Source organism: Gemmobacter lutimaris (assembly GCF_003570715.1).
GTDB lineage: Bacteria > Pseudomonadota > Alphaproteobacteria > Rhodobacterales > Rhodobacteraceae > Gemmobacter > Gemmobacter lutimaris.
Map to the genome: position 1 here is coordinate 220,959 of NZ_QXXQ01000006.1, position 21,557 is coordinate 242,515.

26 protein-coding genes and 1 tRNA gene are annotated in these 21,557 nt (G+C 63.6%); 23 read left to right on the top strand and 4 right to left on the bottom strand.

All coding sequences use genetic code 11. The annotated features are described in order from the left end of the window. Positions 1–46 precede the first annotated feature (46 nt). Together D2N39_RS12960 and D2N39_RS12965 are read left to right on the top strand one after the other, a co-directional pair. Entirely contained in the window at positions 47–1,144 is a 1,098-nt protein-coding gene (locus D2N39_RS12960; protein ID WP_119135203.1) for a TRAP transporter substrate-binding protein, read from the top strand. A gap of 190 nt (positions 1,145–1,334) precedes the next feature. Further along, on the top strand, positions 1,335–2,147 hold the full coding sequence (locus tag D2N39_RS12965) for an FkbM family methyltransferase (RefSeq protein ID WP_119135204.1): 813 nt from the start codon (positions 1,335–1,337) through the stop codon (positions 2,145–2,147). 69 nt (positions 2,148–2,216) lie between these two features. On the opposite strand, the gene D2N39_RS12970 is transcribed toward D2N39_RS12965, so the two are convergent. Both D2N39_RS12970 and D2N39_RS12975 read right to left on the bottom strand, forming a co-directional pair. Then, complete coding sequence (locus tag D2N39_RS12970; protein WP_119135205.1) at positions 2,217–4,034, bottom strand: TRAP transporter large permease; 1,818 nt, start codon at positions 4,032–4,034, stop codon at positions 2,217–2,219. Continuing rightward, entirely contained in the window at positions 4,031–4,576 is a 546-nt protein-coding gene (locus D2N39_RS12975) for a TRAP transporter small permease subunit (protein WP_233557140.1), read from the bottom strand. Before D2N39_RS12975 ends, D2N39_RS12970 begins: the two co-directional genes overlap by 4 nt. Between D2N39_RS12975 and D2N39_RS23335 the strand changes: the two genes are divergently transcribed. Genes D2N39_RS23335 through D2N39_RS12990 form a run of 4 tightly spaced genes read left to right on the top strand, consistent with a single transcriptional unit; the run spans position 4,482 to position 9,336 of the window. Continuing rightward, the gene (locus tag D2N39_RS23335) at positions 4,482–4,823 is read left to right on the top strand and encodes a hypothetical protein (RefSeq protein WP_233557141.1); all 342 of its coding nucleotides are present in this window, start codon (positions 4,482–4,484) and stop codon (positions 4,821–4,823) included. The two genes, D2N39_RS12975 and D2N39_RS23335, sit on opposite strands and share 95 nt — an antisense overlap. 52 nt (positions 4,824–4,875) lie before the next feature. Further along, a complete protein-coding gene (locus D2N39_RS12980; protein ID WP_119135207.1) occupies positions 4,876–5,910 on the top strand; it encodes a cysteine synthase A in 1,035 nt (344 codons plus the stop codon). 4 nt (positions 5,911–5,914) lie between these two features. Next, positions 5,915–8,608: a DUF3772 domain-containing protein gene (locus tag D2N39_RS12985; protein WP_158589829.1), complete on the top strand. Its 2,694-nt coding sequence runs from the start codon at positions 5,915–5,917 to the stop codon at positions 8,606–8,608. Continuing rightward, positions 8,605–9,336: an alanyl-tRNA editing protein gene (locus D2N39_RS12990; RefSeq protein ID WP_119135209.1), complete on the top strand. Its 732-nt coding sequence runs from the start codon at positions 8,605–8,607 to the stop codon at positions 9,334–9,336. The genes D2N39_RS12985 and D2N39_RS12990 overlap by 4 nt, the downstream gene beginning before the upstream one ends. A gap of 32 nt (positions 9,337–9,368) precedes the next feature. Here the strand turns inward: D2N39_RS12990 and D2N39_RS12995 are convergent, their stop codons facing one another. Then, on the bottom strand, positions 9,369–10,169 hold the full coding sequence (locus D2N39_RS12995; protein ID WP_119135210.1) for a helix-turn-helix domain-containing protein: 801 nt from the start codon (positions 10,167–10,169) through the stop codon (positions 9,369–9,371). Between the two features lie 179 nt (positions 10,170–10,348). Here D2N39_RS12995 and D2N39_RS13000 point away from each other — a divergent pair, with 179 nt between their 5' ends. The 14 genes from D2N39_RS13000 to D2N39_RS13065 all read left to right on the top strand — a co-directional run bounded on the left by D2N39_RS13000 (position 10,349) and on the right by D2N39_RS13065 (position 19,600). Next, on the top strand, positions 10,349–10,612 hold the full coding sequence (locus D2N39_RS13000) for a hypothetical protein (RefSeq protein ID WP_119135211.1): 264 nt from the start codon (positions 10,349–10,351) through the stop codon (positions 10,610–10,612). 81 nt (positions 10,613–10,693) lie between these two features. Next, positions 10,694–10,783, top strand: a tRNA-Ser gene (locus D2N39_RS13005). 197 nt (positions 10,784–10,980) lie between these two features. Then, positions 10,981–12,282, top strand: coding sequence for a tyrosine-type recombinase/integrase (locus D2N39_RS13010; RefSeq protein ID WP_119135212.1), 1,302 nt, complete (start codon positions 10,981–10,983; stop codon positions 12,280–12,282). Continuing rightward, positions 12,279–12,953: a hypothetical protein gene (locus tag D2N39_RS13015; protein ID WP_119135213.1), complete on the top strand. Its 675-nt coding sequence runs from the start codon at positions 12,279–12,281 to the stop codon at positions 12,951–12,953. The genes D2N39_RS13010 and D2N39_RS13015 overlap by 4 nt, the downstream gene beginning before the upstream one ends. A 105-nt stretch (positions 12,954–13,058) precedes the next feature. After that, positions 13,059–13,247: a helix-turn-helix domain-containing protein gene (locus D2N39_RS13020; RefSeq protein WP_119135214.1), complete on the top strand. Its 189-nt coding sequence runs from the start codon at positions 13,059–13,061 to the stop codon at positions 13,245–13,247. 161 nt (positions 13,248–13,408) lie between these two features. After that, a complete protein-coding gene (locus D2N39_RS13025) occupies positions 13,409–14,806 on the top strand; it encodes a hypothetical protein (RefSeq protein ID WP_119135215.1) in 1,398 nt (465 codons plus the stop codon). A gap of 336 nt (positions 14,807–15,142) precedes the next feature. Further along, positions 15,143–15,859 (top strand): hypothetical protein, encoded by a 717-nt coding sequence (locus D2N39_RS13035; RefSeq protein WP_119135217.1) that lies wholly within the window; start codon positions 15,143–15,145, stop codon positions 15,857–15,859. Positions 15,860–15,921: 62 nt separating this feature from the next. After that, positions 15,922–16,395 carry a hypothetical protein gene (locus D2N39_RS13040; protein ID WP_119135218.1) on the top strand — a complete coding sequence of 158 codons (474 nt, stop codon included), beginning with the start codon at positions 15,922–15,924 and terminating at the stop codon, positions 16,393–16,395. Beyond that, a complete protein-coding gene (locus D2N39_RS13045) occupies positions 16,395–16,976 on the top strand; it encodes a hypothetical protein (protein ID WP_119135219.1) in 582 nt (193 codons plus the stop codon). Before D2N39_RS13040 ends, D2N39_RS13045 begins: the two co-directional genes overlap by 1 nt. A gap of 254 nt (positions 16,977–17,230) precedes the next feature. After that, positions 17,231–17,404, top strand: a complete 174-nt coding sequence (locus D2N39_RS22920; protein WP_158589830.1) for a hypothetical protein — start codon at positions 17,231–17,233, stop codon at positions 17,402–17,404. Further along, positions 17,401–18,198, top strand: coding sequence for a hypothetical protein (locus D2N39_RS13050; protein WP_119135220.1), 798 nt, complete (start codon positions 17,401–17,403; stop codon positions 18,196–18,198). Before D2N39_RS22920 ends, D2N39_RS13050 begins: the two co-directional genes overlap by 4 nt. Beyond that, positions 18,198–18,716 (top strand): MerR family transcriptional regulator, encoded by a 519-nt coding sequence (locus D2N39_RS13055; protein ID WP_119135221.1) that lies wholly within the window; start codon positions 18,198–18,200, stop codon positions 18,714–18,716. The genes D2N39_RS13050 and D2N39_RS13055 overlap by 1 nt, the downstream gene beginning before the upstream one ends. Next, positions 18,706–19,164 (top strand): hypothetical protein, encoded by a 459-nt coding sequence (locus D2N39_RS13060; protein WP_147373486.1) that lies wholly within the window; start codon positions 18,706–18,708, stop codon positions 19,162–19,164. Before D2N39_RS13055 ends, D2N39_RS13060 begins: the two co-directional genes overlap by 11 nt. Beyond that, positions 19,154–19,600, top strand: a complete 447-nt coding sequence (locus tag D2N39_RS13065) for a hypothetical protein (protein ID WP_119135223.1) — start codon at positions 19,154–19,156, stop codon at positions 19,598–19,600. Before D2N39_RS13060 ends, D2N39_RS13065 begins: the two co-directional genes overlap by 11 nt. 137 nt (positions 19,601–19,737) lie before the next feature. Here the strand turns inward: D2N39_RS13065 and D2N39_RS13070 are convergent, their stop codons facing one another. Then, the gene (locus D2N39_RS13070; protein WP_119135224.1) at positions 19,738–20,154 is read right to left on the bottom strand and encodes a hypothetical protein; all 417 of its coding nucleotides are present in this window, start codon (positions 20,152–20,154) and stop codon (positions 19,738–19,740) included. Positions 20,155–20,445: 291 nt separating this feature from the next. On the opposite strand from D2N39_RS13070, the gene D2N39_RS13075 reads away from it, so the two are divergent. The 3 genes from D2N39_RS13075 to D2N39_RS22700 are packed head-to-tail and all read left to right on the top strand — an operon-like array spanning position 20,446 to position 21,448. Continuing rightward, on the top strand, positions 20,446–20,958 hold the full coding sequence (locus tag D2N39_RS13075) for a thermonuclease family protein (RefSeq protein ID WP_233557134.1): 513 nt from the start codon (positions 20,446–20,448) through the stop codon (positions 20,956–20,958). Then, a complete protein-coding gene (locus D2N39_RS23685) occupies positions 20,955–21,224 on the top strand; it encodes an excalibur calcium-binding domain-containing protein (RefSeq protein ID WP_119135226.1) in 270 nt (89 codons plus the stop codon). The genes D2N39_RS13075 and D2N39_RS23685 overlap by 4 nt, the downstream gene beginning before the upstream one ends. Continuing rightward, positions 21,218–21,448 carry a hypothetical protein gene (locus D2N39_RS22700; protein WP_147373487.1) on the top strand — a complete coding sequence of 77 codons (231 nt, stop codon included), beginning with the start codon at positions 21,218–21,220 and terminating at the stop codon, positions 21,446–21,448. Before D2N39_RS23685 ends, D2N39_RS22700 begins: the two co-directional genes overlap by 7 nt. Positions 21,449–21,557 lie beyond the last annotated feature (109 nt).

A 21,557-nucleotide genomic window follows, 5' to 3' on the forward strand; every position in this document is an offset into this window, starting at 1 on the left:
CGATGGCGCGGCAGATCCGGCCGCGTTGTGCAATGAGGAGGAACGGATGGATCGTCGGAAGTTTTTGAGGAATGCGGGTCTTGGCGGTTTGGCAGCCGGTGGGCTTGCGGCACCGGCGCTGGCGCAGGAGGCTCCGAAGGTGACGTGGCGCCTGACCTCGTCCTTCCCGAAGTCGCTGGACACGATCTACGGCGCGGCCGAAGTGCTGTCGCAGCGGGTTTCCGAAGCGACGGATGGCAATTTCACCATCCAGTGCTTCCCGGCGGGCGAACTGGTTCCGGGCCTGCAAGCCGCGGATGAGGTGAGCGCCGGCAACATCGAGGCCTGCCACACCGTCGGCTACTATTACTGGGGCAAGGATCCGACCTGGGCAGTGGCGGCGGCTGTGCCGTTCTCGCTGTCGGCGCGCGGTATCAATGCCTGGCACTACCATGGCGGCGGTATCGACCTTTACAATGAATTCCTCGCCGACAAGAACATCTTCGCGCTGCCGGGTGGTAACACCGGCGTGCAGATGGGTGGCTGGTTCCGCAAGGAAATCAACTCGGTCGAAGATCTGAAGGGCCTGAAGTTCCGCGTCGGCGGCTTTGCGGGCAAGGTGCTGGAAAAGCTGGGCGTCGTGCCGCAGCAGATCGCCGGCGGCGACATCTATCCGTCGCTGGAAAAAGGCACCATCGACGGCGCCGAATGGGTCGGCCCCTATGACGACGAGAAGCTGGGCTTCTACAAGGTGGCGCCCTACTACTACTATCCCGGCTGGTGGGAAGGTGGCCCGACCGTCCACTTCATGTTCGGCAAGGCCGCCTATGAGGGTCTGCCGAAGAACTATCAGTCGCTGCTGCGTTCGATCTGTCAGGGTGTTGATGCCGACATGCTGCAGAAATACGACTACAAGAACCCGACCGCGATCAAGAGCCTCGTGGCCAATGGCACGCAACTGCGTCCGTTCAGCCCCGAGATCCTGAGCGCCTGCTTCGAGGCCGCGAACGAGGTCTATGCCGAGATGGAGGCAACCAACCCGGCCTTCGCGAAGATCTGGCAGTCGATCAAGGCGTTCCGCTCGGAAAACTACACTTGGGCACAGATTGCCGAATACAACTACGACACCTTCATGATGATGCAACAGAACGCGGGCAAGCTGTAAGCCTTCCCCGTTTCGTAGCCGGGGGTCATCCGGCGCGAACAACCTTTCCCCCGGTCCGCAAGGACCGGGGGTTTTTATTTCGTGGCAATGGTGTGCTGAAACGCAGATCGTTTCTTGTTTAGAAACAGTTGATCGGCGGGCAGTGCTGTCGTTTTCTGGTTTGACGCATTTTCAACAAGGCAACTTGCATATGACAGATTCCGATTCGCCAAGGCCGCCTGACTTTCCTGCATTGAACCGCATCAATTATGCCCGCCCGCGCCAGCTGGTCATTGCGGCGCGCGATCTGCTGATGGCGGCGCTGCACCGGGCTTGCGGGACCGATCTGACCTATGTGCAGGTCGGGGCGCATGATGGCGTGATGGCCGATCCGGTGCATGGGGCGGCGGTGGCCTGTGGCTGGAAATCCCTGCTCATCGAACCGCACCCCGCCTATTTCGCGGCGCTGCAGCGCACCTATGCCGGTCAGGATCGGGCGCGGCTGGTGAATTGCGCGATTTCCGATCAGCCGGGGCGGATGCTGCTGCATCACGCGACCGAGGCTGCGGCGGAACGGCTGGGCAGCTATATCCTCGGCGCGGCGTCGCTGGATGGGGCGCGGTTGCGCGCGGTGCTGGCGCGTCGTGCCAGGCGCTTCGGGATGGATCTCGACGAGGCGGATATTGCTGAGACCGATGTGGCGGTGCGGCCGCTGGCAGACGTGCTGTCCGAGGCGGGGATTACCTCTTTCGACCTGCTGGTCATCGACGCCGAAGGACACGAGCGCGAGGTGCTGCGCAGCTTTGACCTCGGGGGTTTTGGCATCCGGGCGGCGCTGGTGGAATGCAATCAGGGCGATACGCAGCATGAGGCCGAATATGCCGGGCTGTTGCGTGCCGCCGGGTTCGAGGTGTTCCGCGTCCACAGCGATCTTTACGCCGTTCACCCCGCGCGTCTGCACATGCCCTTGGGGGCGGTGCTCGCGATGATGGGCTTTGCCCAGGCGGCCGGAGAGGCCGACTGATCGACGCGGGCCGGACATGCAAAAGGCCCCTCCGGTCGGAGGGGCCTTTCGTCTTGTTTTCTGGCTGGATCAGTTCTGCGGCTCGGGCTGCCCAATCGCCGGGGCACCCAGCGAGGGCTGGCCGATGGCGGGAGCGCCCAGTGACGGCTGACCCAGAGCAGGCTGACCGGGCGCCGGGGCCGTCGTGCCGCCGAGGTTCGGCTGACCCATACCACCGCCAAGGCCACCACCCAAGCCTCCACCAAGCCCGCCACCAAGTCCGCCGCCGCCGAGGCTCGGCATCTGCGGCAGGGTGATGGTGACATTGGACGTATCCACCGGCTTGCCCTTGTAGTGCATCACCAGACCGGGGAAGCCGATCACCACCGCCACCATCACGATCTGGATAAAGACGAAGGGCACGGCCCCCCAGTAGATCTGCCCGGTGGTCACCGGCGCGGTTTCCTTGCCGGTCACCTTGTCGATATAAGGCAGGCGCGGCGCGACCGAGCGCAGGAAGAACAGCGCAAAGCCGAAGGGCGGGTGCATGAACGAGGTCTGCATGTTCACGCCCAGGATGACGCCCAGCCAGATCAGGTCGATCCCCAGCGCCTCGGCCGGGGCAACCAGCAGCGGCACGATGATGAAGGCCAGCTCGAAGAAATCGAGGAAGAAGGCGAGGAAGAACACCAGCACCGACACCACGATCAGGAAGCCCATCTGCCCGCCCGGAAGCGAGGTCAGCAGGTGTTCCACCCAGAGGTGCCCGTTCACGCCATAGAAGGTCAGCGAGAAGACCCGCGCGCCCAGCAGGATGAACATGACGAAGGCCGAAAGGCGGGTGGTCGAGGCCAGTGCCTGGCTGATGACCGGCAGGGTCAGCCGCTTCTTGCCCGCAGCCAGAACCATGGCGCCCACCGCGCCCATGGCGCCGCCCTCGGTCGGCGTGGCGATGCCGAGGAAGATGGTGCCCAGCACGAGGAAGATCAGCGCCAGCGGCGGGATCAGCACGATGATGACCTGCTGCGTCAGCCGCGACATCACGCCGGTCTTCAGCGCCTTGTCGAGCAGGGCTGCGACATAGACCAGACCGATGCCGATGGTCGGGGCGTAGATGTCGGCATTGGTGCCAACCTTGGGGTGCAGCCAGAGGAAGGCGGCGTAGGACAGCCCCGCACCGATGGCAACCGCGACCAGAAGCGAGGTGACACCGGACCCGAGTGTCCGCGCCTCAAGCGGCAAGGCGGGCATCGACTTCGGCCGGATGATCGACATGACCAGCACATAGCCAAGATAGATGCCGGTCAGCACCATGCCGGGCAGCAGCGCGCCAGCATACATGTCGCCCACCGACCGGCCAAGCTGGTCGGCCAGCACGATCAGCACCAGACTGGGCGGGATGATCTGTGCCAGCGTGCCGGAGGCCGCGATGACGCCCGATGCGACCGAGCGGTCGTAGCCATAGCGCAGCATGATCGGCAGCGAGATCAGGCCCATGGCGATCACGCTGGCGGCGACGACGCCGGTGGTCGCGGCCAGCAGCGCGCCCACGATGATCACCGCATAGGCCAGACCGCCGCGCACCGGCCCGAAAAGCTGACCGATGGTATCCAGCAGATCCTCGGCCATGCCGGACCGCTCCAGCACGATGCCCATGAAGGTGAAGAAGGGGATCGCAAGTAATGTCTCGTTCGACAAGACCCCCCACAGCCGGTTCGGCATCGTGTTCAGCAACGGCCAGTCAAGATGGATGGCTCCGCTGGACAGGGGGGCGAGTTCGACCCCGATGAAGAAGAACAAAAGCCCGTTCGCGGCCAGCGAAAATGCCACCGGGTAGCCCAGCAGCAGAAACACCACCAGCGACACGAACATGATCGGCGCAAGGTTCAGCGCGATGAATTCCATCATTTGCCGGTCTCCCGCGCCATTTCCTCGCCTTCCAGTTCAGCCGCCGCATGGGACGAGACGAAGGGGGTAGGATCCGGGATGATGCCCCGCATCACTGCGATTTTCTTGATGATTTCAGAAACGCCCTGAAAGGCCAGCAGCACGAAGCCAGCCAGCAGAAGGGCTTTGGCGGGCCACAGGATCAGACCCCCTGAATTGGTGGACACCTCGCCGATGCGCACCGAGCGCTGCACATAGGGCACCAGATACCACACCATCAGAAGCACGAAGGGCATGAGGAACAACAGGTGACCCAGCAGGTCGATCCAGTGCTGCACCCGCCGCGACCACAGGCCATAGACGATGTCGATCCGCACATGCTCGTTCTGTTTCAGGGTATAGGCCGCGGCCAGCAGGAATGCCGCCCCGAACAGATACCACTGCATTTCCAGCCAGGCGTTCGACGACATGCTGAAGACTTTCCGCACGATCGCGTTCACCGCGCTGATCAAAACCGCGACCAGGATCAGCCACATGACTGATCGACCGATGAACTCGTTCACCCGGTCTATGGCCGCAGAGACCGCCAGCAGGCTTTTCATCTCTTCGATACCCCCCTATGCAAAAGGCGCCTTTGCGGCGCTCATACCTCATTCTGCCGAAATTGGTAATAAAAGTTTTCCAAAATCGGGAAGCAGGTTTCAGCCTCGTTCCTGTTTCAAGGATTTTTGTTCGGAAACCAAGGGGGAAGTGGCGGAAATTGCCCCTGCCTTCCGGTTCGGTGGCGGCGCGGGCCGCTGCGGTTCTTGAGTTCCTCCCCCTTCGACCCTAAACCTAGGGGACGCAACAAAGGAAGCCATTCATGCGTGTCTCTAGCGATCTTGCCGCCTCGATCGGCAACACCCCCCTCATCCGCCTGCGCAAGGCGAGCGAGCTGACGGGCTGCGAGATCCTCGGCAAGGCCGAGTTCATGAATCCGGGCCAGTCTGTGAAAGACCGCGCGGCACTTTACATCATCCGTGATGCGGTGGCGCGGGGGCTGCTGAAGCCGGGCGGCACCATTGTCGAGGGCACGGCGGGCAATACCGGCATCGGGCTGGCGCTGGTCGGCGCCTCGATGGGGTTTCGCACGGTCATCGTGATCCCCGAGACGCAGAGCCAGGAAAAGAAGGACATGCTGCGGCTTGCGGGGGCCGAGCTGGTGCAGGTGCCGGCGGCGCCTTACAAGAACCCCAACAACTATGTCCGCTATTCCGGCCGTCTGGCGGAAGAGCTTGCGCGGACCGAACCGAATGGCGCGATCTGGGCCAACCAGTTCGACAATACCGCCAACCGTCAGGCCCATATCGAAACCACCGGGCCGGAGATCTGGGAACAGACCGGCGGCAAGGTGGACGGATTCATCTGCGCGGTGGGGTCGGGCGGCACCTTCGCAGGGGTCGGCATGGCCTTGCAGCCGAAGGGCGTGAAGATCGGTCTGGCTGACCCGGAAGGCGCGGCGCTGCATGCCTTCTATACCAGTGGCAAGCTGGAGTCGCCGGGGTCGTCGATTACCGAGGGTATCGGACAGGGGCGGATTACAGCCAACCTTGAAGGCTTCACCCCTGATTTCAGCTACCGCATCCCCGATGCCGAGGCGCTGCCCATCGTCTTTGACCTTCTGTCCGAGGAAGGGCTGTGCCTTGGCGGCTCGTCCGGCATCAACGTCGCAGGCGCGATCCGCATGGCGCGCGAGATGGGGCCGGGCCATACCATTGTCACGGTGCTGTGCGATTACGGCACGCGCTACCAGTCCAAGCTGTTCAACCCCGCCTTCCTGAAGGACAAGGGGCTGCCGGTGCCGGAATGGCTGGATGCGGCGGGGCGCTCGCTGCCCGAAGTCTATCAGGACGCCTGATCCCATGCGCATGGTCCTTTCGCGGTGGCAGCCGCTTGCGGTGCTCGCCTTCATTATGGTCCTTTGCTTCGGGACCGTGCCGCAAGCGGGCCATGCGCAGGAAACGCCTGATGCCGGGGGGGCCGCGCCCGAGACACAGCCCACACCCGAGACACAGTCCACGCCCGAGGCACAGGCCCCCGCTGCGCCAGACACGCCTGCGGCGACGGGCGTCTTGACCAAAAGCCAGACCGCAGGGTCCAGCAAGGGCGGCAAGTCGATCACCGTGTCGATGCCCGAGAGCGCCAAGGTCGATTACGCGGCGTGGGAGCAGATGGCGCAGCGCGCCGACCGGGCGCTGGCGGACGACACGACCTCCAACAACGGGCTGGAACTGCTGCGCGGGCAACTGTCGGCATGGCGCACCAAATTCCAGACCGCACAAACCGCCAATGCCGCGCGCATCGGTCGGTTGCGCGACCAGATCTCTGCCCTCGGGCCGGTGCCGGCCGAAGGCCAGTCCGAAGCACCGGAAATCGCGCAGCGTCGCCGCGATCTGGCGGAAGAACTGGCCCGACTGGAAGCCCCCGGTCGTACGGCGGAAGAAGCCTATCGCCGGGCCAATGGCCTGATTTCGCAGATCGACACAGTATTGCGCGACCGGCAGGCCAAGCAGTTGCTGAAGCTCTGGCCCAGCCCGGCCAATCCGGCGAACTGGGAGGATGCGGCCATTGCCGTGCGCGACACCGGCGCGGCGATCTGGCGCGACCTCACGACCAACTGGCGCCGCGATGACCGCAGGGCCGAGATGTTCGACACGCTGCCCGTCATCGGTATCCTGCTGGTCATGGCCTTTGTGCTGATCTGGCGCGGCCGCATCTGGATTGAACGCTTCGGGAACTGGCTGCAAGGGCCGACCCGTTCGGGTCGATGGAGCCGCGTTCTGGCCTTCGTCGCCTCGCTGGGCCAGATCGTCGTGCCCTCGGTGGGCGTGATCATGGTGGCGGTTGCGGCACTCGCCTCGGAAATGTTCACCGGCACGGCGGCCAGTCTGGTCGAGGGGCTGGTGCTGACCGGCATCACCCTGTTCATCGGATTCTGGCTGGCCGGGCAGGTCTTTCCCAAACGCGCCGAAGATGGCGGACCGCTGTCCTTTCCGGTGCAGACCCGCACCGAGGCGCGCTTTCATGTGCAGTTCATGGGGCTGGTGCTGGGGCTGGAGTCGCTGAACAACGCGCTGTTCCCGACGGCGCAACTTGCGGAGGCAGCGGTGCCGGTGATGAACCTGCCGCTGCAACTTCTGCTCAGCCTGACGCTGTGGCGCTTTGGCCATCTGGTGAACCGCTGTGCGGGGCGGCAGGCCAGCGAAAGCGCAACGGGCGGTGCGGCCGAGGCGGGGCGCTTCCGGCTGCGGATGATTCAACTTGTCGCCAAATTCGTCATCGCGCTGGCGGTGGTGGCGCCGGTTCTGGCGTTGATCGGCTATAGCTCTGCCGCAAGTGCGCTGCTGTTTCCCGCGGCTTCCTCGCTGTTCCTGATTGGTTTGTTGCTGGTTCTGGTGCAATTGATCGGCGACATCTGGGGCGCTGTGGTGCAAAGCGACGAGGATACCGCGGGGCAGGGGCTGTTGCCGGTGCTGGCAGGCTTTTTGCTGACGCTGGTGTCGGTGCCGGTTTTTGCCCTGCTGTGGGGGGCGCGGATCGAGGATCTGGGCGAGCTGTGGAACCGCTTTGCCCAGGGCTTCACCATCGGGGAAACCCGGATCTCGCCGTCGAATTTCGTCTATTTCCTGATCCTGTTCATCATCGGCTATGGTGCAACACGGCTGTTCCAGAGCGCGCTGCGCAGTTCGATCCTGCCCAAGACCAAGCTGGATCAGGGCGGCCGCAATGCCATCATCTCGGGCACCGGCTATGTCGGGATCTTCCTTGCAGCGCTGATCGCGGTATCGGCGGCCGGGATCGATCTGTCGGGCCTTGCCATCGTTGCCTCCGCCCTGTCGGTCGGTATCGGTTTTGGCCTTCAGAACATCGTGCAGAACTTCGTCTCGGGGATCATCCTGCTGATCGAACGCCCGGTGAGCGAAGGCGACTGGATCGAGGTTGGCGGCGTGTCCGGCACTGTCAAATCCATTTCCGTGCGCTCGACCCGCATCCAGACCTTCGATCGTTCGGATGTCATCGTGCCGAATGCCGATCTGGTCAGCCAGCAGGTGACGAACTGGACCCGCTTCAGCCTTGCGGGGCGGGTCATTGTGCCGGTAGGGGTTGACTACAGCTCGGACACCGAAAAGGTCGCCCGTATCCTGCACGAGATCGCAGAGGCGCATCCGATGGTCGTGCTGGAGCCGCCGCCGAGTGTGGTTTTTGCCGGGCTGGGGGCGGACTCGCTCAATTTTGAAATCCGAATGATCATCCGCGACGTGAATTTCTCGCTGTCGGTACGGACCGAGGTGAACCATGCCATCGTGCGCCGCTTCCGCGAGGAAGGTGTGGCGATGCCCTTCTCGCAGCGCGACATCTGGCTGCGCAACCCCGAGGCGGTGGCCGACATCCTTCGTGGCATGCGATCCGTCTCGCCAGCGGTGTTCGACGATATGGCCGGGACCGCAGAGGCCGGGCCAAAGCAGAAGCCGCAGCGCGATGATATCGTGCTTGACCCGCCCGCCGATCCGCGTGCAGACGAGATACCGGATTTCGACGACGGGACAGAACGATGACCGATACCGCGACACGCCTGCTGTTCCGCGAGGATGCCTATCTGCGCGACGCACCCGCCCGCGTGGTTGGCCATACGCCGGAAGGCGGCATCGTGCTGGATGCTTCGGTCTTTTATGCGACCGGCGGCGGCCAGCCGGGCGACAGCGGGCGGCTGGTCTGGGAAGGCGGTGCCCTGGAAATCGCCACGGCGGTCAAGGTCGGCCCGGCCCAGATCGCGCTGGTCGCTGCAGAGCCGCGCCCCCTGCCGCCGGTCGGGGCCGAGGTTCGGCAGTTTCTGGATTGGGAGCGTCGGCACCGCCACATGCGGGTGCATACCGCGCTGCATCTGTTGTCGGTGGTCATCCCGCTGCCGGTGACGGGGGGGCAGATCGGAGCCGAGCGTGGCCGGCTGGATTTCGACATGCCTGAACCTCCAGCCGATGTGGCGGCCCTGAACGAGGCGCTGAACGCGCTGATCGACCGCGACCTGCCAGTGGGCGAGCACTGGATCACCGATGCGGAACTGGCCGCCAGTCCGGGTCTGGTGAAAACCATGTCGGTGAAGCCACCCAGTGGGCAGGGCAGGGTGCGTCTGGTCCGCATTGGTCAGGGGGCGGGGCAGGTCGATCTGCAACCCTGCGGCGGCACGCATGTCGCCCGCACGGCCGAGATCGGTCGCGTCGAGATCGGCCGGATCGAAAAGAAGGGCCGCCAGAACCGGCGGGTCAGCCTGACACTGATGGAGTGACGCACTTTCGCGCCACATCGGTGCTCTGCGGATCAAAGCCCGTCGGGGATACGGGTCAGGGCCCGTTGCACGATAGGGGGGGCATAGCTCATGTCATGCACGGTATCCTGCCGGACGATGGCCCGCCACAGCGCCGGATCGTTTGGCAACCGCTCCAGCACTGCCGCCGTCATCCGGTTCATCCCGTCGATCCGCCGCCGCACCAGCAGCGAAAAGCCGGGATAGAAGCGCATGTTTCCTTCCAGCCCGAATTCGAAGAAATTGATGTTGGACTGGTTCTGACGGTCCTGACAATAGATCGACACCCCGTCCAGATGCTGCCGCACCAGGCCAAAATAGGCCAGCCGCGGAAAGCGGCGCGCATTCGGGTTTTCCTGTTGCGCCAGCAGATTTTCCTCGAACCCCTTGAACAGCGTTACCTCGCCCCGCGTGCGGATCAGCGCCACGTTGGTAACAATCTTTCCCTGAAACATGAAAGACTTGCGCCAGAATCTGTAGATGGCGTCAGGCAGAATCTCTGCATCGACCGGCCGCGATTTTCCGATCAACAGCTTGTCCCGCATTTCCATGAGAAAACGATCGGGGATCGAGCGGCGCAACTCGTCCAGCGGTTCCAGCAGGATGCGGGCATCGACGTCGAAATGGGTGCAGATGCGGGCGAGGATGTCGGGGCGGGGGAAGGCCTCGCCCGAAAGATAGCGGTTGAACTGGGTCCGGTTGATGCCGATCTGCTGGCACAGGGCCGAAATCGGCGGCCCGCCCTCGCAAAGCTGCCGCAGATTGCGTCCGAAGATCGAACGCGCTTCGGTCGGGGTCAGGGGGGCTTTTGCCATGGCGAACCCTCGGGCGTCTTGCTTGACGCTGCTTAGCGTCAGTCCTGAAACAAAATCGCGGGCTTGTCCACGGTCTTGATGCGGAATTCCACATGCAGCGTCAAAGAGCCTGTGCATAAATGAATGAAAGGGCATCTTTGCCCGAAGTTGGCGCAACCTGTGCGGAAACGGAGTGTCCGATGCTTGGGGTCGTGATCTGGAGCTGTCAACGCACTGGTCGGGCGATTGTCTGGTGCTCCGATCATCGGGATCTTGCACATTATGACGGCCCCGCACCGGACGAGGCTCCGGCGCGCATCGACGTGGGCGATCTGGTCGAGATGGCCTTCGTCGCGGACCGCAGCGTGCGCCGCTGCACCGATCTTCGGGTGATCGAGCAGGGCTATATGCCCGATGTCGTCAGCGAGTTGCGCGGCCGCCGCACCGCCATCGCCGCCGCCTGAAAAGCGTTACGCGCATCGTCCCCCCGAACCGAACCGCAGCCCCTTGCACCCGCCCCGGAACTGCGGTTATACGGCTGCAACGGACAGTTGGCCGAGTGGTCGAAGGCGCACGCCTGGAAAGTGTGTAGGCGGGGAACCGTCTCGAGGGTTCGAATCCCTCACTGTCCGCCACCTTCTTATCCTCTAAAATCCGAATTTGTCCGCTAACGTGCGGATATTGCAATGAAATCAGCCGAATTTCATGTTGTCTGTGGTTGTGTTTGTTTGCCGTTGTTTGCCTGAATCCGCGTTTTCCGCTAGGATCGGCGCTAGGGATTGCTTCTCGGGGCCATTGGGGCCGCTAGGGAAGGCTCAGGCGGGATACGAAGATGGCGGAAATCAACCGGCTTTCAGCACGGGGAGTCGCGGCGATCACGGAACCGGGTCGCCATGCGGATGGTGGGAATCTTTATCTCAATGTCTCGAAAACCGGCGCGCGAAGCTGGGTTTTCTTCTATCGAAAAGATGGAAAACAGCGTGAAATGGGTCTTGGCGGCTATCCGGCCATAGGCCTCGCGGACGCCCGCGCCATCGCAACCGAAGCCCGCCGCCTGTTGGCTCAAGGCGGCGATCCGCTTGAAGCCAAGCGGGCGGCACAGGCCGAGGCCAAGGCACACGTTGCCGCCGCGCTGACATTTGGTGAGTATGCGGCTGCCTACGTTGCGGCGCATGAAGAGGGGTGGCGCAATGAGAAGCATCGCGACCAGTGGCGTATGACGCTGCTCGGGCCGCAGGTGCAGGCGGCCACCGGCAAGGCTACGAGCCGAAAGCCAGCACCTGATTATTGCCGCGAGTTGCGTAAAGTCCCCATTGCCGAGGTCCGCACGGAGGACGTTCTGGCCGTGCTGCGCCCGATCTGGGGCGAGAAGCGCGAAACCGCGAACCGCATCAGGCAGCGGGTCGAGGTTGTTCTGAACGCGGCTGTTGTCGAGGGCAAGCGCCCGCCGGGCATGAACCCGGCGGCGTGGCGAGGGCACCTGTCCCTGCTTTTGCCTGCGCACAAGCGGGGTATCAGCAAGGGGCACTTCACATCGCTGCCTTGGCAAGAAATGCCCGCGTTCTTCGCAGCGCTAGGGGAGCGCGAGGGCGTCGCTGCCCGCGCGCTGGAAGCGCTGATCTTGACCGCTGCCCGGTCGGGGGAGGTCAGAGGCATGACGTGGGGTGAAGTTGATCTAGACCGGGCCATCTGGTTGGTTCCCGGTGAGCGCATGAAGATGGGAAAGCCCCATCGAGTGCCGCTCTGTGATCGTGCCGTTGAAACTATCGAGACGATGTTGCCGTTGCGGCCACGGCGGCCAGAGGATCAGGCCGCTGCGCTTGTCTTCCCCGGCCTTCGTCACGCGCCATTGTCGGACATGACACTTGGGGCCGTGCTGAAACGCATGGCGGTGCCCGTCACCGTTCACGGCTTCCGAGCGTCGTTCCGCACTTGGGGGAGCGAGGCGACCGCCTTTCCCTTCGAGGTTCTAGAAAGCGCGTTGGCACACGCGCCCGCCAGCGCTGTTGTCGCGGCATATCAGCGGGGCGACCACTGGGACCGGCGCGTGGAGTTGATGCGGGCATGGGAAGGCTATCTTACCTCTTCGGCAAAAGACCAAAAGGTTGTGCCAATCCGTGCAGGACAGGCATGATGGACTATTACCCCAGCCCCGCCGCAAAATGCTGGCAGGATCGTATCGCATCCATGGTTCAAGACTTGCCAGATGCCCTTGATGATCGAGCCGAGTCGCAGGCGGCGGCGATCATACGCGGTATCCTTGCCGACCAGTCTGCAATGGATGAAGCCCGACACCTGTTTCAGCGGTTTGACCTTGCCCGCAGGACACACCCAGCATACCGGCAAGCAGACTTCAGGGCGCTCTCCGAAAGGGCAGCGGCAGTCAAGGATGAAGTCTTTGCCATGTCCGATGCCTACGCCAATGCCTTTGGTGCGCTCGCCCGCGCCGGTAGGTTGCCTGATGCGGTTGATAGTGCAGGAACTGCCAACGCCTTTGGGGACGCGCTGGACGCGCTGGACGCGCTGCACAGGATGTTGGCGGGTGCATCGCAGGCTATTCACGCAGACGTGGGGGCTGACGTGGGCGGACCCGCTATAACAGCACCGCCATGCCCCGCCATTGAGGTCTTCGCGCAGGGACTAGCTCACCTATGGATTGGCGCGGGTCGAACGCTGTCCCGTGCTGACGGCAAGATGTTTGCGGCGGTCCTGCGGGTCGCGCAGGAGGTCCTCACTGGCGAGGCGGAAATCAAGAGTGAGGATCGGCTTCTCTCCCGCATTCGGGCATGGGCAAATTCCGCATGAACCCCTTCCAATTTTCCGGGGGTTCACGCCGGGATTTTTGACGGCGGCCACGGCAAAACAAGAACGCGCCTAAACAAACAGGCGCGGAACACTGTGGAGCCACAAATGGATAACCCCGTCCTTTTCACTGTCGATGAAGCTCGCGCGGTCCTGCGGATTGGGCGCAGCCTCTTTTATGAATTGGTCAAAAACGGGCGGCTGCCCGTCGTCAAGCTCGCGGGCAAAACGCTGGTGCGCCGCGACGACCTCGATGCCTTCATCGCCGGGCTTGGCAGCACCGGCAAGGCGGCCTGACGCCGGGGGCCGTGATCGGCCCCCCGCCGCCCCTGTGGCACGCCCGGCCAGCGTAATCGGCCTTCTGTTGATTGGAGAGCACGCTAAACCGATGCCGCCCTGCCGGGCGGTGCGATGGAACCCTATTGCGCCCACGGCGCGCGGCTCGGAGGGCCGTAGGCATGATGAAGAAAGAAGAAAACCCCGACGCGCTGGGGGGCGCAGCCGGGGCAATGAGAGGAAAACGCCTTGAGTCTGAGCATGCCACGAGCGGGGGCGAGGGGCAAGCACGCTATACTGGATTCAAATCCCTCAAGTGGGGGCGGAATGTCCTTGATGTGATCGCTGCCGCTCGCACCCCGAAGTTCGCGGATAGACCGACATTTCTTGCCGCCGCCGTTGCAATGGACATGAGTTACTTCGCTGACAAGGATGGCCGCTTGTTTCGCTCTGCGGACAATGCCGCCGTTGCGGTCGGGGCTTCGGCGTCCAACGTGCGCGACGCCCGTGACTGGTTGTGTAGGGCCGGTCTGGCGAAGAAGATCAAGGTCGCCAATGACCAGAGCGCAGAGGCTGACAGGAAGCACACCGGCAAGAAAAAAGGAAGGGACGCACAAGATTTCCAGCTTTTGTTCATTGCCGTTCAGGATGCCATTTTCCGCCTGAATGCAGGCGGAAATACTGACACTTATTCCGCCCCCATGCAGGCGGATAATACCATGCCCATTTCCGCCCCCATGCAGGCGCCCTTTTCCGCCCCCATGGGGGTAACCACAGTAGAGGAACCGATAAGGGCGCGGGCGCGCGCAAACGCGCGCCCAGCGCCTATTACTACGGATCGCGGGTCCTCCTCTGTTATTGAAGACTTTCACATACACACGCGGCTGGAACAAAATGCCGGGCGCGCGCCCGGCTTTGACCGTTTCAATGTCGATGACCATGACACGGACGCCGAAGATGGGCTTGCGGCGCTTGAGGCGCCGCCGCCCGCGTCTGACCTTGATCCTTTCGAAGACCCTGATGCGTCGCGTTCTGACTCCTCCTATGCGTCGCACTATGTAGACGCGCCAGCGGCTGACGATGGCGTCGATCCCAAGTTGCGCGGCGGTTTCGAGGATACGCGGGCGTCTGCCACGCTGGACGACCTTGAACGGTGGGCGCAGGAGGAACTTGCGACCGAGATCGCCGCCCTTCCTGATCCGTGGCCCGATGATGATTTTGATGGGGCGGGCGCAGCGCTTGGCAATGACCCAGCTTGGCGCGGAGTGCTTGATAGGGCAGATGAAGCGCTTGAAATGATCTGGTGCGACGCAGATTTGGATTTTCGTCGCCACACGATTGATGCGGTTCGCGGCCTCGCCGATGGCATGGCCGTGTCGGCACAACAGTTCAGGCACGATCTGGCGCGGCTCCTCGATGGCGCACATCCCACGCGACGCATTGCACTATTCGACGATCACCTTGCGGTGATGGAAACGGTGCTTGCTGATTATTGTGGCGGGCGGCGCAACGCTCGGGAGGTGATCGCAAGGTTCACCGACGAAAATGGGACGATGGCAAAAGGGGTAAACCATGGCTGAAACTGTCCTTCTGCCCGGTATGCGGCGCCGGTTCCTAAAATTCGATGCGAGGACGATGGCGTTGAAGATTTGCCCGCTACTTGACCGTGGCGACCGTGCGGGCGCCGTGGCCGTCTGGGATGAAGCGCGTGCCCGTGCCCACCGCGCCCTCGATAGGCATGGTGTTTCGCCTGCTGCGCGTGCCGCGCTCATTCGCGCCCTATCCACTGAAATCCGGGATGAGATCATCCGCGAACGTGGCTGCGCCGCCCTCGGCCCCGTGGCGCCTGACCAGCGTCCGGCGCCTACCCGGCCTTCTGCTGCGGTGCTTCAATTTCGAAAGGCTGGGGGTGCGGCATGACCCACACGAAGGCGACGCAGGGCCGCGCGCCCGTGGGCGCGGCCCCCGATCTTCGGGCCGCCGATGGCGTAGCCCAGGGCGAACTTCATGCACATCTTGCACCTGACCGGAAAGCCGTTTCGATGGTCTTGGACAGTGCAGACATGATGCCGCCAATCCATGCACCGTGGATCGACAGGCTGCCATTCGATCATTGGGTCAACTCCGCCACATTCCGGCATGACGATCCTGAGGGTTTGCGGAAAGAAGGGCCGAAGGCTGTCGCATCGGCGCTGGCCGGTCTCGCGGAATGGGGACAGGCCGCAGGCCGAAAGGACGTCCGTGAAATCGCGGCGCTGATACGGGAGTGGTTGATCGAGGACGCTGGAAAGCACGACACGCTTGACCGCGACCTCGGCTTGTCGCCACGCGACGGCAGCCGCCCCCTGTCAAACATTGCGCGTAGGGCGGAGCGGGACGAACTAGTGATCCTCTTGTCGCGTGAAACGCCCTATGCACAGATGAGCGCCAGAAGGGCGGCGCGCGAACTTCGTGAGGCTTGCACAGCATACGAGACCCGACGCTGGCCAGTGGACCGGGCGGAACGAAAATCCCGCCCTCAGGGTGAGGCGGGTGTATGGTGGCAGGTGATGAAACTCGGCCTGCCTTATGCAATGCCGGGCGAGGAAACCCTCAAGCTGGTGATCGAGATTGACCGGGCGGCTATCAGATGAGGTCGCCACTGCTCAGTTGATGAAAAGGGGCGCATCTTTGGTTCACACCAAAGAGGCAGCATATGACCGACCCCTTCTCCCGTTACACGACCCTCGCGCAGGGCGGCGACCTGAGCCCGCCGCCCGCGCCGCCGGTCGAGAACCGGCCCTTCACCCTGACGGTCGAGGGCATCACCGTCACGTCCGACCGCCTGACGGCCCTCGACCAGCTTGCCCGCCGGACGGCAGCGGTCCGGGCGGGCCATGCGGATGCCCTCGCCGATCTTCGCGCCCGCCGCGATGACGTTCGGCAGCGCGCCGGGCAACTCCGGGCGCGGATCGCGCAAGACCCGCGCCTGCACGGCGCTGCCGCGAACCTCGCCGAACTGGACGCCGAAATCGCCACGATTTCTTCGCAGATGGCAGAAATCGAAAGTGAACTTGGTGAAGCGGCTGCCGCTGCCGCCGTCGCGCGGTCGAACCTGAAAACTGCGCTGAGCTTCGCCAAGGACTGCGGCCTGCATATTCCGGCGGGTGTCGATCAGGAGGGCCGGTGATGCAACTCTCCAACTTCATGAAATCGTTCTCAAAGCAGCGCACGGTGCTGGCCTCCACCTTTGACGCGCTGGATGAAATCCGGGCACAGATCGACGCGAAGGGCGACGAAATCGAGGCCCTGCGCACCGCACCGCGCCCGGTTTCGGATGCTATTGCGGCCTTCGATCAATGGGCAGATCGTGTCGCGACTGCGGCGGTCGACCGCGCAGGCATCAGCTATATGCTGGGACCGGAGGGCAGGGGCGACATTCGCTTGCCTTCTTATCGCGCGCCGGGTGAAACCACGCCAAACTTGACCGGCTCAGTCGAAGTTCTCCTCGGCCTTCTGATCCTGACAGGCCGTGACAAGCTCCGGGCCGTGATCGAGGGCCAACTCGCTGACTTGGCGGCTGGTCGCGAGACCCTCGACGCTGAACAGCGCATCGAGCGGATCGCATCCGCCGAGGGCGATCTGCGCGGCCTCGAAATGGCTGAGGAGACCATCGTTCGCCAGATGCAGAACGCAGGCCTCGCCGTGGTCCGCCGGGTCGATGCGACCGCACTGGCGCTGCTGGCGGATGACGCCAGCCTTCCGTCGTGATCCGCTATCGAGGCACTGCGGGGGTGATTGCCCGCAGGACGGCGAGGGGAGTGGTTTCCACCTCGGCCCAGCCTCGACCAGCCCGCCAGTCCCGCGACAGGGCCGGGGCGGGCAAGGGCGGCGGACGTCCCTGCGTCCGTCGCCCCCCCCCTCAAGGGACCGTAGCAGGCCTCCCGGCAGGGGCGGCGGCAAGACGGCCCGCCTTTTCGCCGTTTTCCGCAACCCGAAATTTCAATTTTGATTGTGAAAAGCCGATGCTCAAACCTGAAATCCAGAACCCCGATCCCCGCACCCGCCGCGCTGATCTACAGGACGCGCAGGCCGCGCACAGACCGGCCCGGCCCGATCTGGTCCAGCACCTGTTGAGCCGCGCCGCCGCCGCGATCTGCCCGACCACCGCCACCTTGCACGATGAGGACGAGCTATGACCATCGAACAGATCAAAGCCGAAGCCGCGCGCCGCGTGGCGCGCATGACAGACATGACGGCACAGGAACGCCGCTCGGCGCGCAGTCGCATCGAAGCTGAACTCCATGCCGAAGCCGCAGCCGCCGCAGAGGCCGCCACCAAGGCGCAGGCCAGCGCCTCGGCGCTTGGCGAGCGGAAACGCATCGCGTCCGTGGTCGCGGTCGGCACGTCCATGGGCCGCTCGCAGGCTGCCATCCAGCTTGCGCTGGCCGGACCGATTACCGAAGCGGAGGCCCGTGCTGTATTGACGACCCTGCCCATGGATACCGCTGGCCCCGCCGCCGCGCTTCCGGCGGTGGCCTCGTTCGGCACCACTGCCGAGCGGGCCGAGCGCGCCCGGATCGTCTCGATCCTGAATTGCGAGGAAGCCACGGATCGTCGGGAAACCGCACTAGCGTTTGCCCTGCAAACCGCTGTGACCGCCGATGTCGCCATCGGCGCGCTGCTCGCCGTGCCCAAGACCAACCGTTATAGCGGCCCGAGCATCGAAGAACGCCAGCGCGCGGCGGGCGATTTCGGCCACCAGCCCGCCGCACCCGGCAAGCTCGGCTCCGCCGCACCATCCATCGAGGACACTTGGGCCAAGGCCGTCGCTTCGGTCTCCCCGCGTAGCCCGGCGGCGGTCGCATCGGGAGGCCCGGCTGGCCCTGTTGCCGCAGGTGATGTGTCAGCCCAGTCTTCCGTCCGGTCTTCGGAACTCGCTGCGCAGGCAGCCCGCTGGGCCGATGAAGAGCGCGGCATCGGAGGCAAGTGATGGCCGAGACGATGCGGCAGAACCAGAGCGGCCTTGACGGCGCCCACGCGCCGATTTCCTCGGTTGCCAAGTTGCTCGGCATACACCCTGAGCGCCTGCGTCAATTGCAGCGGGCCGGATACATCGACCGCGCCGCGCGGCGCGGCTTCGTTTCCGTCATTTCCGCAGTGTCGGGCTACATCCGCTTCCTCCGCGAAGATTCCGCCACCGGCACCACGCCGACTGCCGCCGCGCGGTCACACGCAGCGAAGGCCGCGCTGGTCGGCGCCGCCACCGCCCGGCGCCGGGCTGTCCTGACCGAACAGAAGGAAGCAATCGAGGCCGTCGAAACCATTGCTTCCGCTGCCGCGCGCCGCCTCCGGGCGGTGCGGCTTGCGTCGGACCTTCCGGCCCCAGCGGCGGCGGCGTTCAAGACCGAACTCGCCGCCAGCGCGGAAAGGATCGACGCGGCCCGGACTGTCGCGCTGGCCGCGATCCGCACGGGCGATTTCAGCGAGATAGACGGTCATGGTCGCTAAGATTGAGAGGCACCCGGTGCTGCGCCTGCAAATCACCGTGACGCGGGCGAGGCGGCTGTTCCCCGGCACGCCGCCGGGGCTGTTCTATCGGGCCGCACCGCACGATGGGCGCGGCCGTTTCCTGTCTCTGGGGCAGGCGTTCCAGATCGCTCGTGCCTTCCACTGGCCGCGCCGGGAAGCCGCAAAATCTGCCCGGAGGTCCGCCTTCACCAGTGCCCGGTTCCGCGCCGAGCGGGCCGGCTGGCTGCCCGGCGCGGTCGATCATGTGGCTGTCGTCGTGGCTGACGAGCTTGCCAGCCTTGAGGCTCTGGCTGTCGATCTAGGCGGCAAGGACGAGGCGGCGCGACTTCGCGCTGCTGCCTCGGGTATCGCACATCAGGCCGCCCGAGCCCGCGCCCGGCTGGCGGCCCAGCTTGAGAAACTGGGAGCGGCGGCACATGGCAAGTGAACAGCCCGGACAGACGCTGCTATCCCTTGAAGCCTTCCGGCGCCTTGTGGGCGCCGCTCCGGGCGAGCTTGAAGACCTGATAGCGCGCGGCGTCCTCCACCAGCCGCAGCCGGGCCAGATCGCGCTTGTGGCGGGCGTCGCGGCCTTTTTGGCCCACCTGCGGGCGCGTGCCCGCGACGCCACGCTGTCGCGAGCGGCCACCGCAGCCCGTGACGCCCGTGCCGAGGCCAGCGAGCTTGCGTTGGCGGTCGCCCGCCGGGACGCCATTCCCGACGATCAGGCCGAGGCCGCCGCCGATTTCCTATGCGCGACGATCACTCGCGAACTCAGCGGATTGCCTGCCCGCGCCACGCGCGACCTGCGCGCCCGCGCGGCCATAGATCAGGCATTGCGACAGGCCCTTGTCGGCATTGCGGATGAACTGACGAATAGTTGACCGTCGTGGCACCATGCCGCTTTCGTGTCCGCCTTACCGACTGGCGGCGGTAGCCAATGGTAGGGTTTTGATGCTTCGTGGCACCCATTGCAGGATGCATCAATGATACTCGTCCTTTATCGAGTTTCATGAGGTTTTCATTTTATGAGGTTGCTTTCAATGAATGTGGAAATGAGTGCGGGAATTAGGTAGGGGATACTGAGTGAAATTATAGCGCTGATGACGCTAAATAACGCTTTCTCCAAGAACCTGCGTATTTTGGGATGGGCTTCAGGGTCTGGGCCGCGCTCGTCGATCAGGGTCGAGAAGAATAGCTTCAGACCCGACTGCAAATATAAAGCTAGTGCGATCCATCCAGCTAGATATAGAACATCAAGTGCCATAGGTGATTCCGATACATTTGAAGCCGCCTTGATTGCGCCCAGTATAATGGCTGCCTCTAGGGTTGATATTATAAAGTCCTTAATTTCCTTTGCCCTATCCCAAGCCACCGAAAGTGTTTCGGTAGTCTCATGATCTTGCCGAATAAAGAAAAGTGCAGACCAAAAACTCATTCTCGCCGATCCTTTCTAATTTATCGTGATGCAGGTTCTAATACGGTTTGATCGGTTAAGCTGAATATCGACAGAAAACGCGCATTCTGAACTGCCCGAACAGATGCAGAGAACTTTACTATGCCTAATGCCATTCGAGGTGGAACACCAGATGGGGTATCTGTCGTGGTAGACCGTGGCTGCGTGTTAGCGGCTCAACACTTGCCTTAAGGACGGTCCGCAAACCCTTGTGCAGTGCTGCCAGATGGACTTACCGTTGGCTAGGGTGTGAAATGCTGAACCGAGGGTGTGATGTTGGCGGTGCCAAAGCGTGCGGTGTCTTTTGGAATGATTGCCTTGGCGGTCTCTATCTCCGCCGCCCTGTCGGCCATGCCGTGTGTCGGCGCGGCGGGAACGATTGTGGGCACGGCCTCGGTAATCGACGCTGACACCATCGAAATTCACGGCACACGGATCAGGCTAAACGCAATTGATGCCATCGAGTCGCGGCAGCGTTGCACCCTCCCTTCGGGGAGGCGATGGAACTGCGGCAAAGACGCGGCCTTTGCGCTGGCCGACTGGATCGGTCGTTCGCCGGTGGATTGTGATGTTGTGGACATTGACCGCTACGGCAGATCGGTCGCCAAGTGCAGGCTTCGTGGTGAGGACATCGGTGAATGGCTGGTCTCGCACGGCTGGGCGGTCGCGTATCGGCGCTACGGGCTGGACTATGTCGGTGCCGAAGACCGTGCACGCGCCGCCGGACGTGGAATTTGGGCAAGCGAATTTGTGATGCCTTGGGATTGGAGGAAGGGAGTAAGATGACGATCAGATCAGTTTTTGCGGCGCTTGCCTTGGCCGTTCTGGCAGCACCTGCGCTATCGTCACCGGCGGGATCAGACGCGGAGACGGCGAAGAAGCCCACGGTTTCTGAGATCATCCGCATTGCTGCGTCGTATTCATGCAGCCCGCGAAAGACCTGTAAGCAGATTTCGAGTTGCCGCGAGGCAATGTGGTTGCTGAAGAATTGTTCGTGGGGCCACAGGCTAGACCGCGACAATGACGGCATCCCCTGCGAGGGCACTTGCTGAGAAGACCGGGGCAGTATGCCGCCCCGCGCCTGCAAGGCCCGCCGGGTGCCTCTTTTGATGTGGCGATCATGCGCCGGGGCACCATCGCCCGCGCCACGGCCTACAGGCTGCGCGACAAGGGGCTGAGCCTGATCTTGCAGGGCCTCCCGCGACTGGGTGCTACCGCAGCCGAGCGGCTAACCAAGGATCGCAGGCAGCACGTCGAGGGCTTGCGTCGGGGATGATGCCCGCCCCCCGCAGGCCGCATAAGACTCCGCCCAAACGTGCAACAGTGGAGCCGATGGCTGACCGTCACCTGTCCCGGCATGGATGCCGTCCCACCAACCAGCAGGG

Coding starts and splice junctions, on each gene's coding strand:
- D2N39_RS12965 (WP_119135204.1), top strand. CDS start 1,335: ATGACAGATTCCGATTCGCCAAGGCCGCCTGACTTTCCTGCATTGAAC.
- D2N39_RS22920 (WP_158589830.1), top strand. CDS start 17,231: ATGCTCAAACCTGAAATCCAGAACCCCGATCCCCGCACCCGCCGCGCT.
- D2N39_RS12990 (WP_119135209.1), top strand. CDS start 8,605: ATGACCGATACCGCGACACGCCTGCTGTTCCGCGAGGATGCCTATCTG.
- D2N39_RS13020 (WP_119135214.1), top strand. CDS start 13,059: ATGGATAACCCCGTCCTTTTCACTGTCGATGAAGCTCGCGCGGTCCTG.
- D2N39_RS12970 (WP_119135205.1), bottom strand. CDS start 4,034: ATGATGGAATTCATCGCGCTGAACCTTGCGCCGATCATGTTCGTGTCG.
- D2N39_RS12985 (WP_158589829.1), top strand. CDS start 5,915: ATGCGCATGGTCCTTTCGCGGTGGCAGCCGCTTGCGGTGCTCGCCTTC.
- D2N39_RS23335 (WP_233557141.1), top strand. CDS start 4,482: ATGCTGAAGACTTTCCGCACGATCGCGTTCACCGCGCTGATCAAAACC.
- D2N39_RS13035 (WP_119135217.1), top strand. CDS start 15,143: ATGACCCACACGAAGGCGACGCAGGGCCGCGCGCCCGTGGGCGCGGCC.
- D2N39_RS23685 (WP_119135226.1), top strand. CDS start 20,955: ATGACGATCAGATCAGTTTTTGCGGCGCTTGCCTTGGCCGTTCTGGCA.
- D2N39_RS13050 (WP_119135220.1), top strand. CDS start 17,401: ATGACCATCGAACAGATCAAAGCCGAAGCCGCGCGCCGCGTGGCGCGC.
- D2N39_RS12980 (WP_119135207.1), top strand. CDS start 4,876: ATGCGTGTCTCTAGCGATCTTGCCGCCTCGATCGGCAACACCCCCCTC.
- D2N39_RS13040 (WP_119135218.1), top strand. CDS start 15,922: ATGACCGACCCCTTCTCCCGTTACACGACCCTCGCGCAGGGCGGCGAC.
- D2N39_RS13045 (WP_119135219.1), top strand. CDS start 16,395: ATGCAACTCTCCAACTTCATGAAATCGTTCTCAAAGCAGCGCACGGTG.
- D2N39_RS13060 (WP_147373486.1), top strand. CDS start 18,706: ATGGTCGCTAAGATTGAGAGGCACCCGGTGCTGCGCCTGCAAATCACC.
- D2N39_RS13010 (WP_119135212.1), top strand. CDS start 10,981: ATGGCGGAAATCAACCGGCTTTCAGCACGGGGAGTCGCGGCGATCACG.
- D2N39_RS13015 (WP_119135213.1), top strand. CDS start 12,279: ATGATGGACTATTACCCCAGCCCCGCCGCAAAATGCTGGCAGGATCGT.
- D2N39_RS12960 (WP_119135203.1), top strand. CDS start 47: ATGGATCGTCGGAAGTTTTTGAGGAATGCGGGTCTTGGCGGTTTGGCA.
- D2N39_RS13075 (WP_233557134.1), top strand. CDS start 20,446: ATGTTGGCGGTGCCAAAGCGTGCGGTGTCTTTTGGAATGATTGCCTTG.
- D2N39_RS13070 (WP_119135224.1), bottom strand. CDS start 20,154: ATGAGTTTTTGGTCTGCACTTTTCTTTATTCGGCAAGATCATGAGACT.
- D2N39_RS13065 (WP_119135223.1), top strand. CDS start 19,154: ATGGCAAGTGAACAGCCCGGACAGACGCTGCTATCCCTTGAAGCCTTC.
- D2N39_RS12995 (WP_119135210.1), bottom strand. CDS start 10,169: ATGGCAAAAGCCCCCCTGACCCCGACCGAAGCGCGTTCGATCTTCGGA.
- D2N39_RS13055 (WP_119135221.1), top strand. CDS start 18,198: ATGGCCGAGACGATGCGGCAGAACCAGAGCGGCCTTGACGGCGCCCAC.
- D2N39_RS13025 (WP_119135215.1), top strand. CDS start 13,409: ATGATGAAGAAAGAAGAAAACCCCGACGCGCTGGGGGGCGCAGCCGGG.
- D2N39_RS13000 (WP_119135211.1), top strand. CDS start 10,349: ATGCTTGGGGTCGTGATCTGGAGCTGTCAACGCACTGGTCGGGCGATT.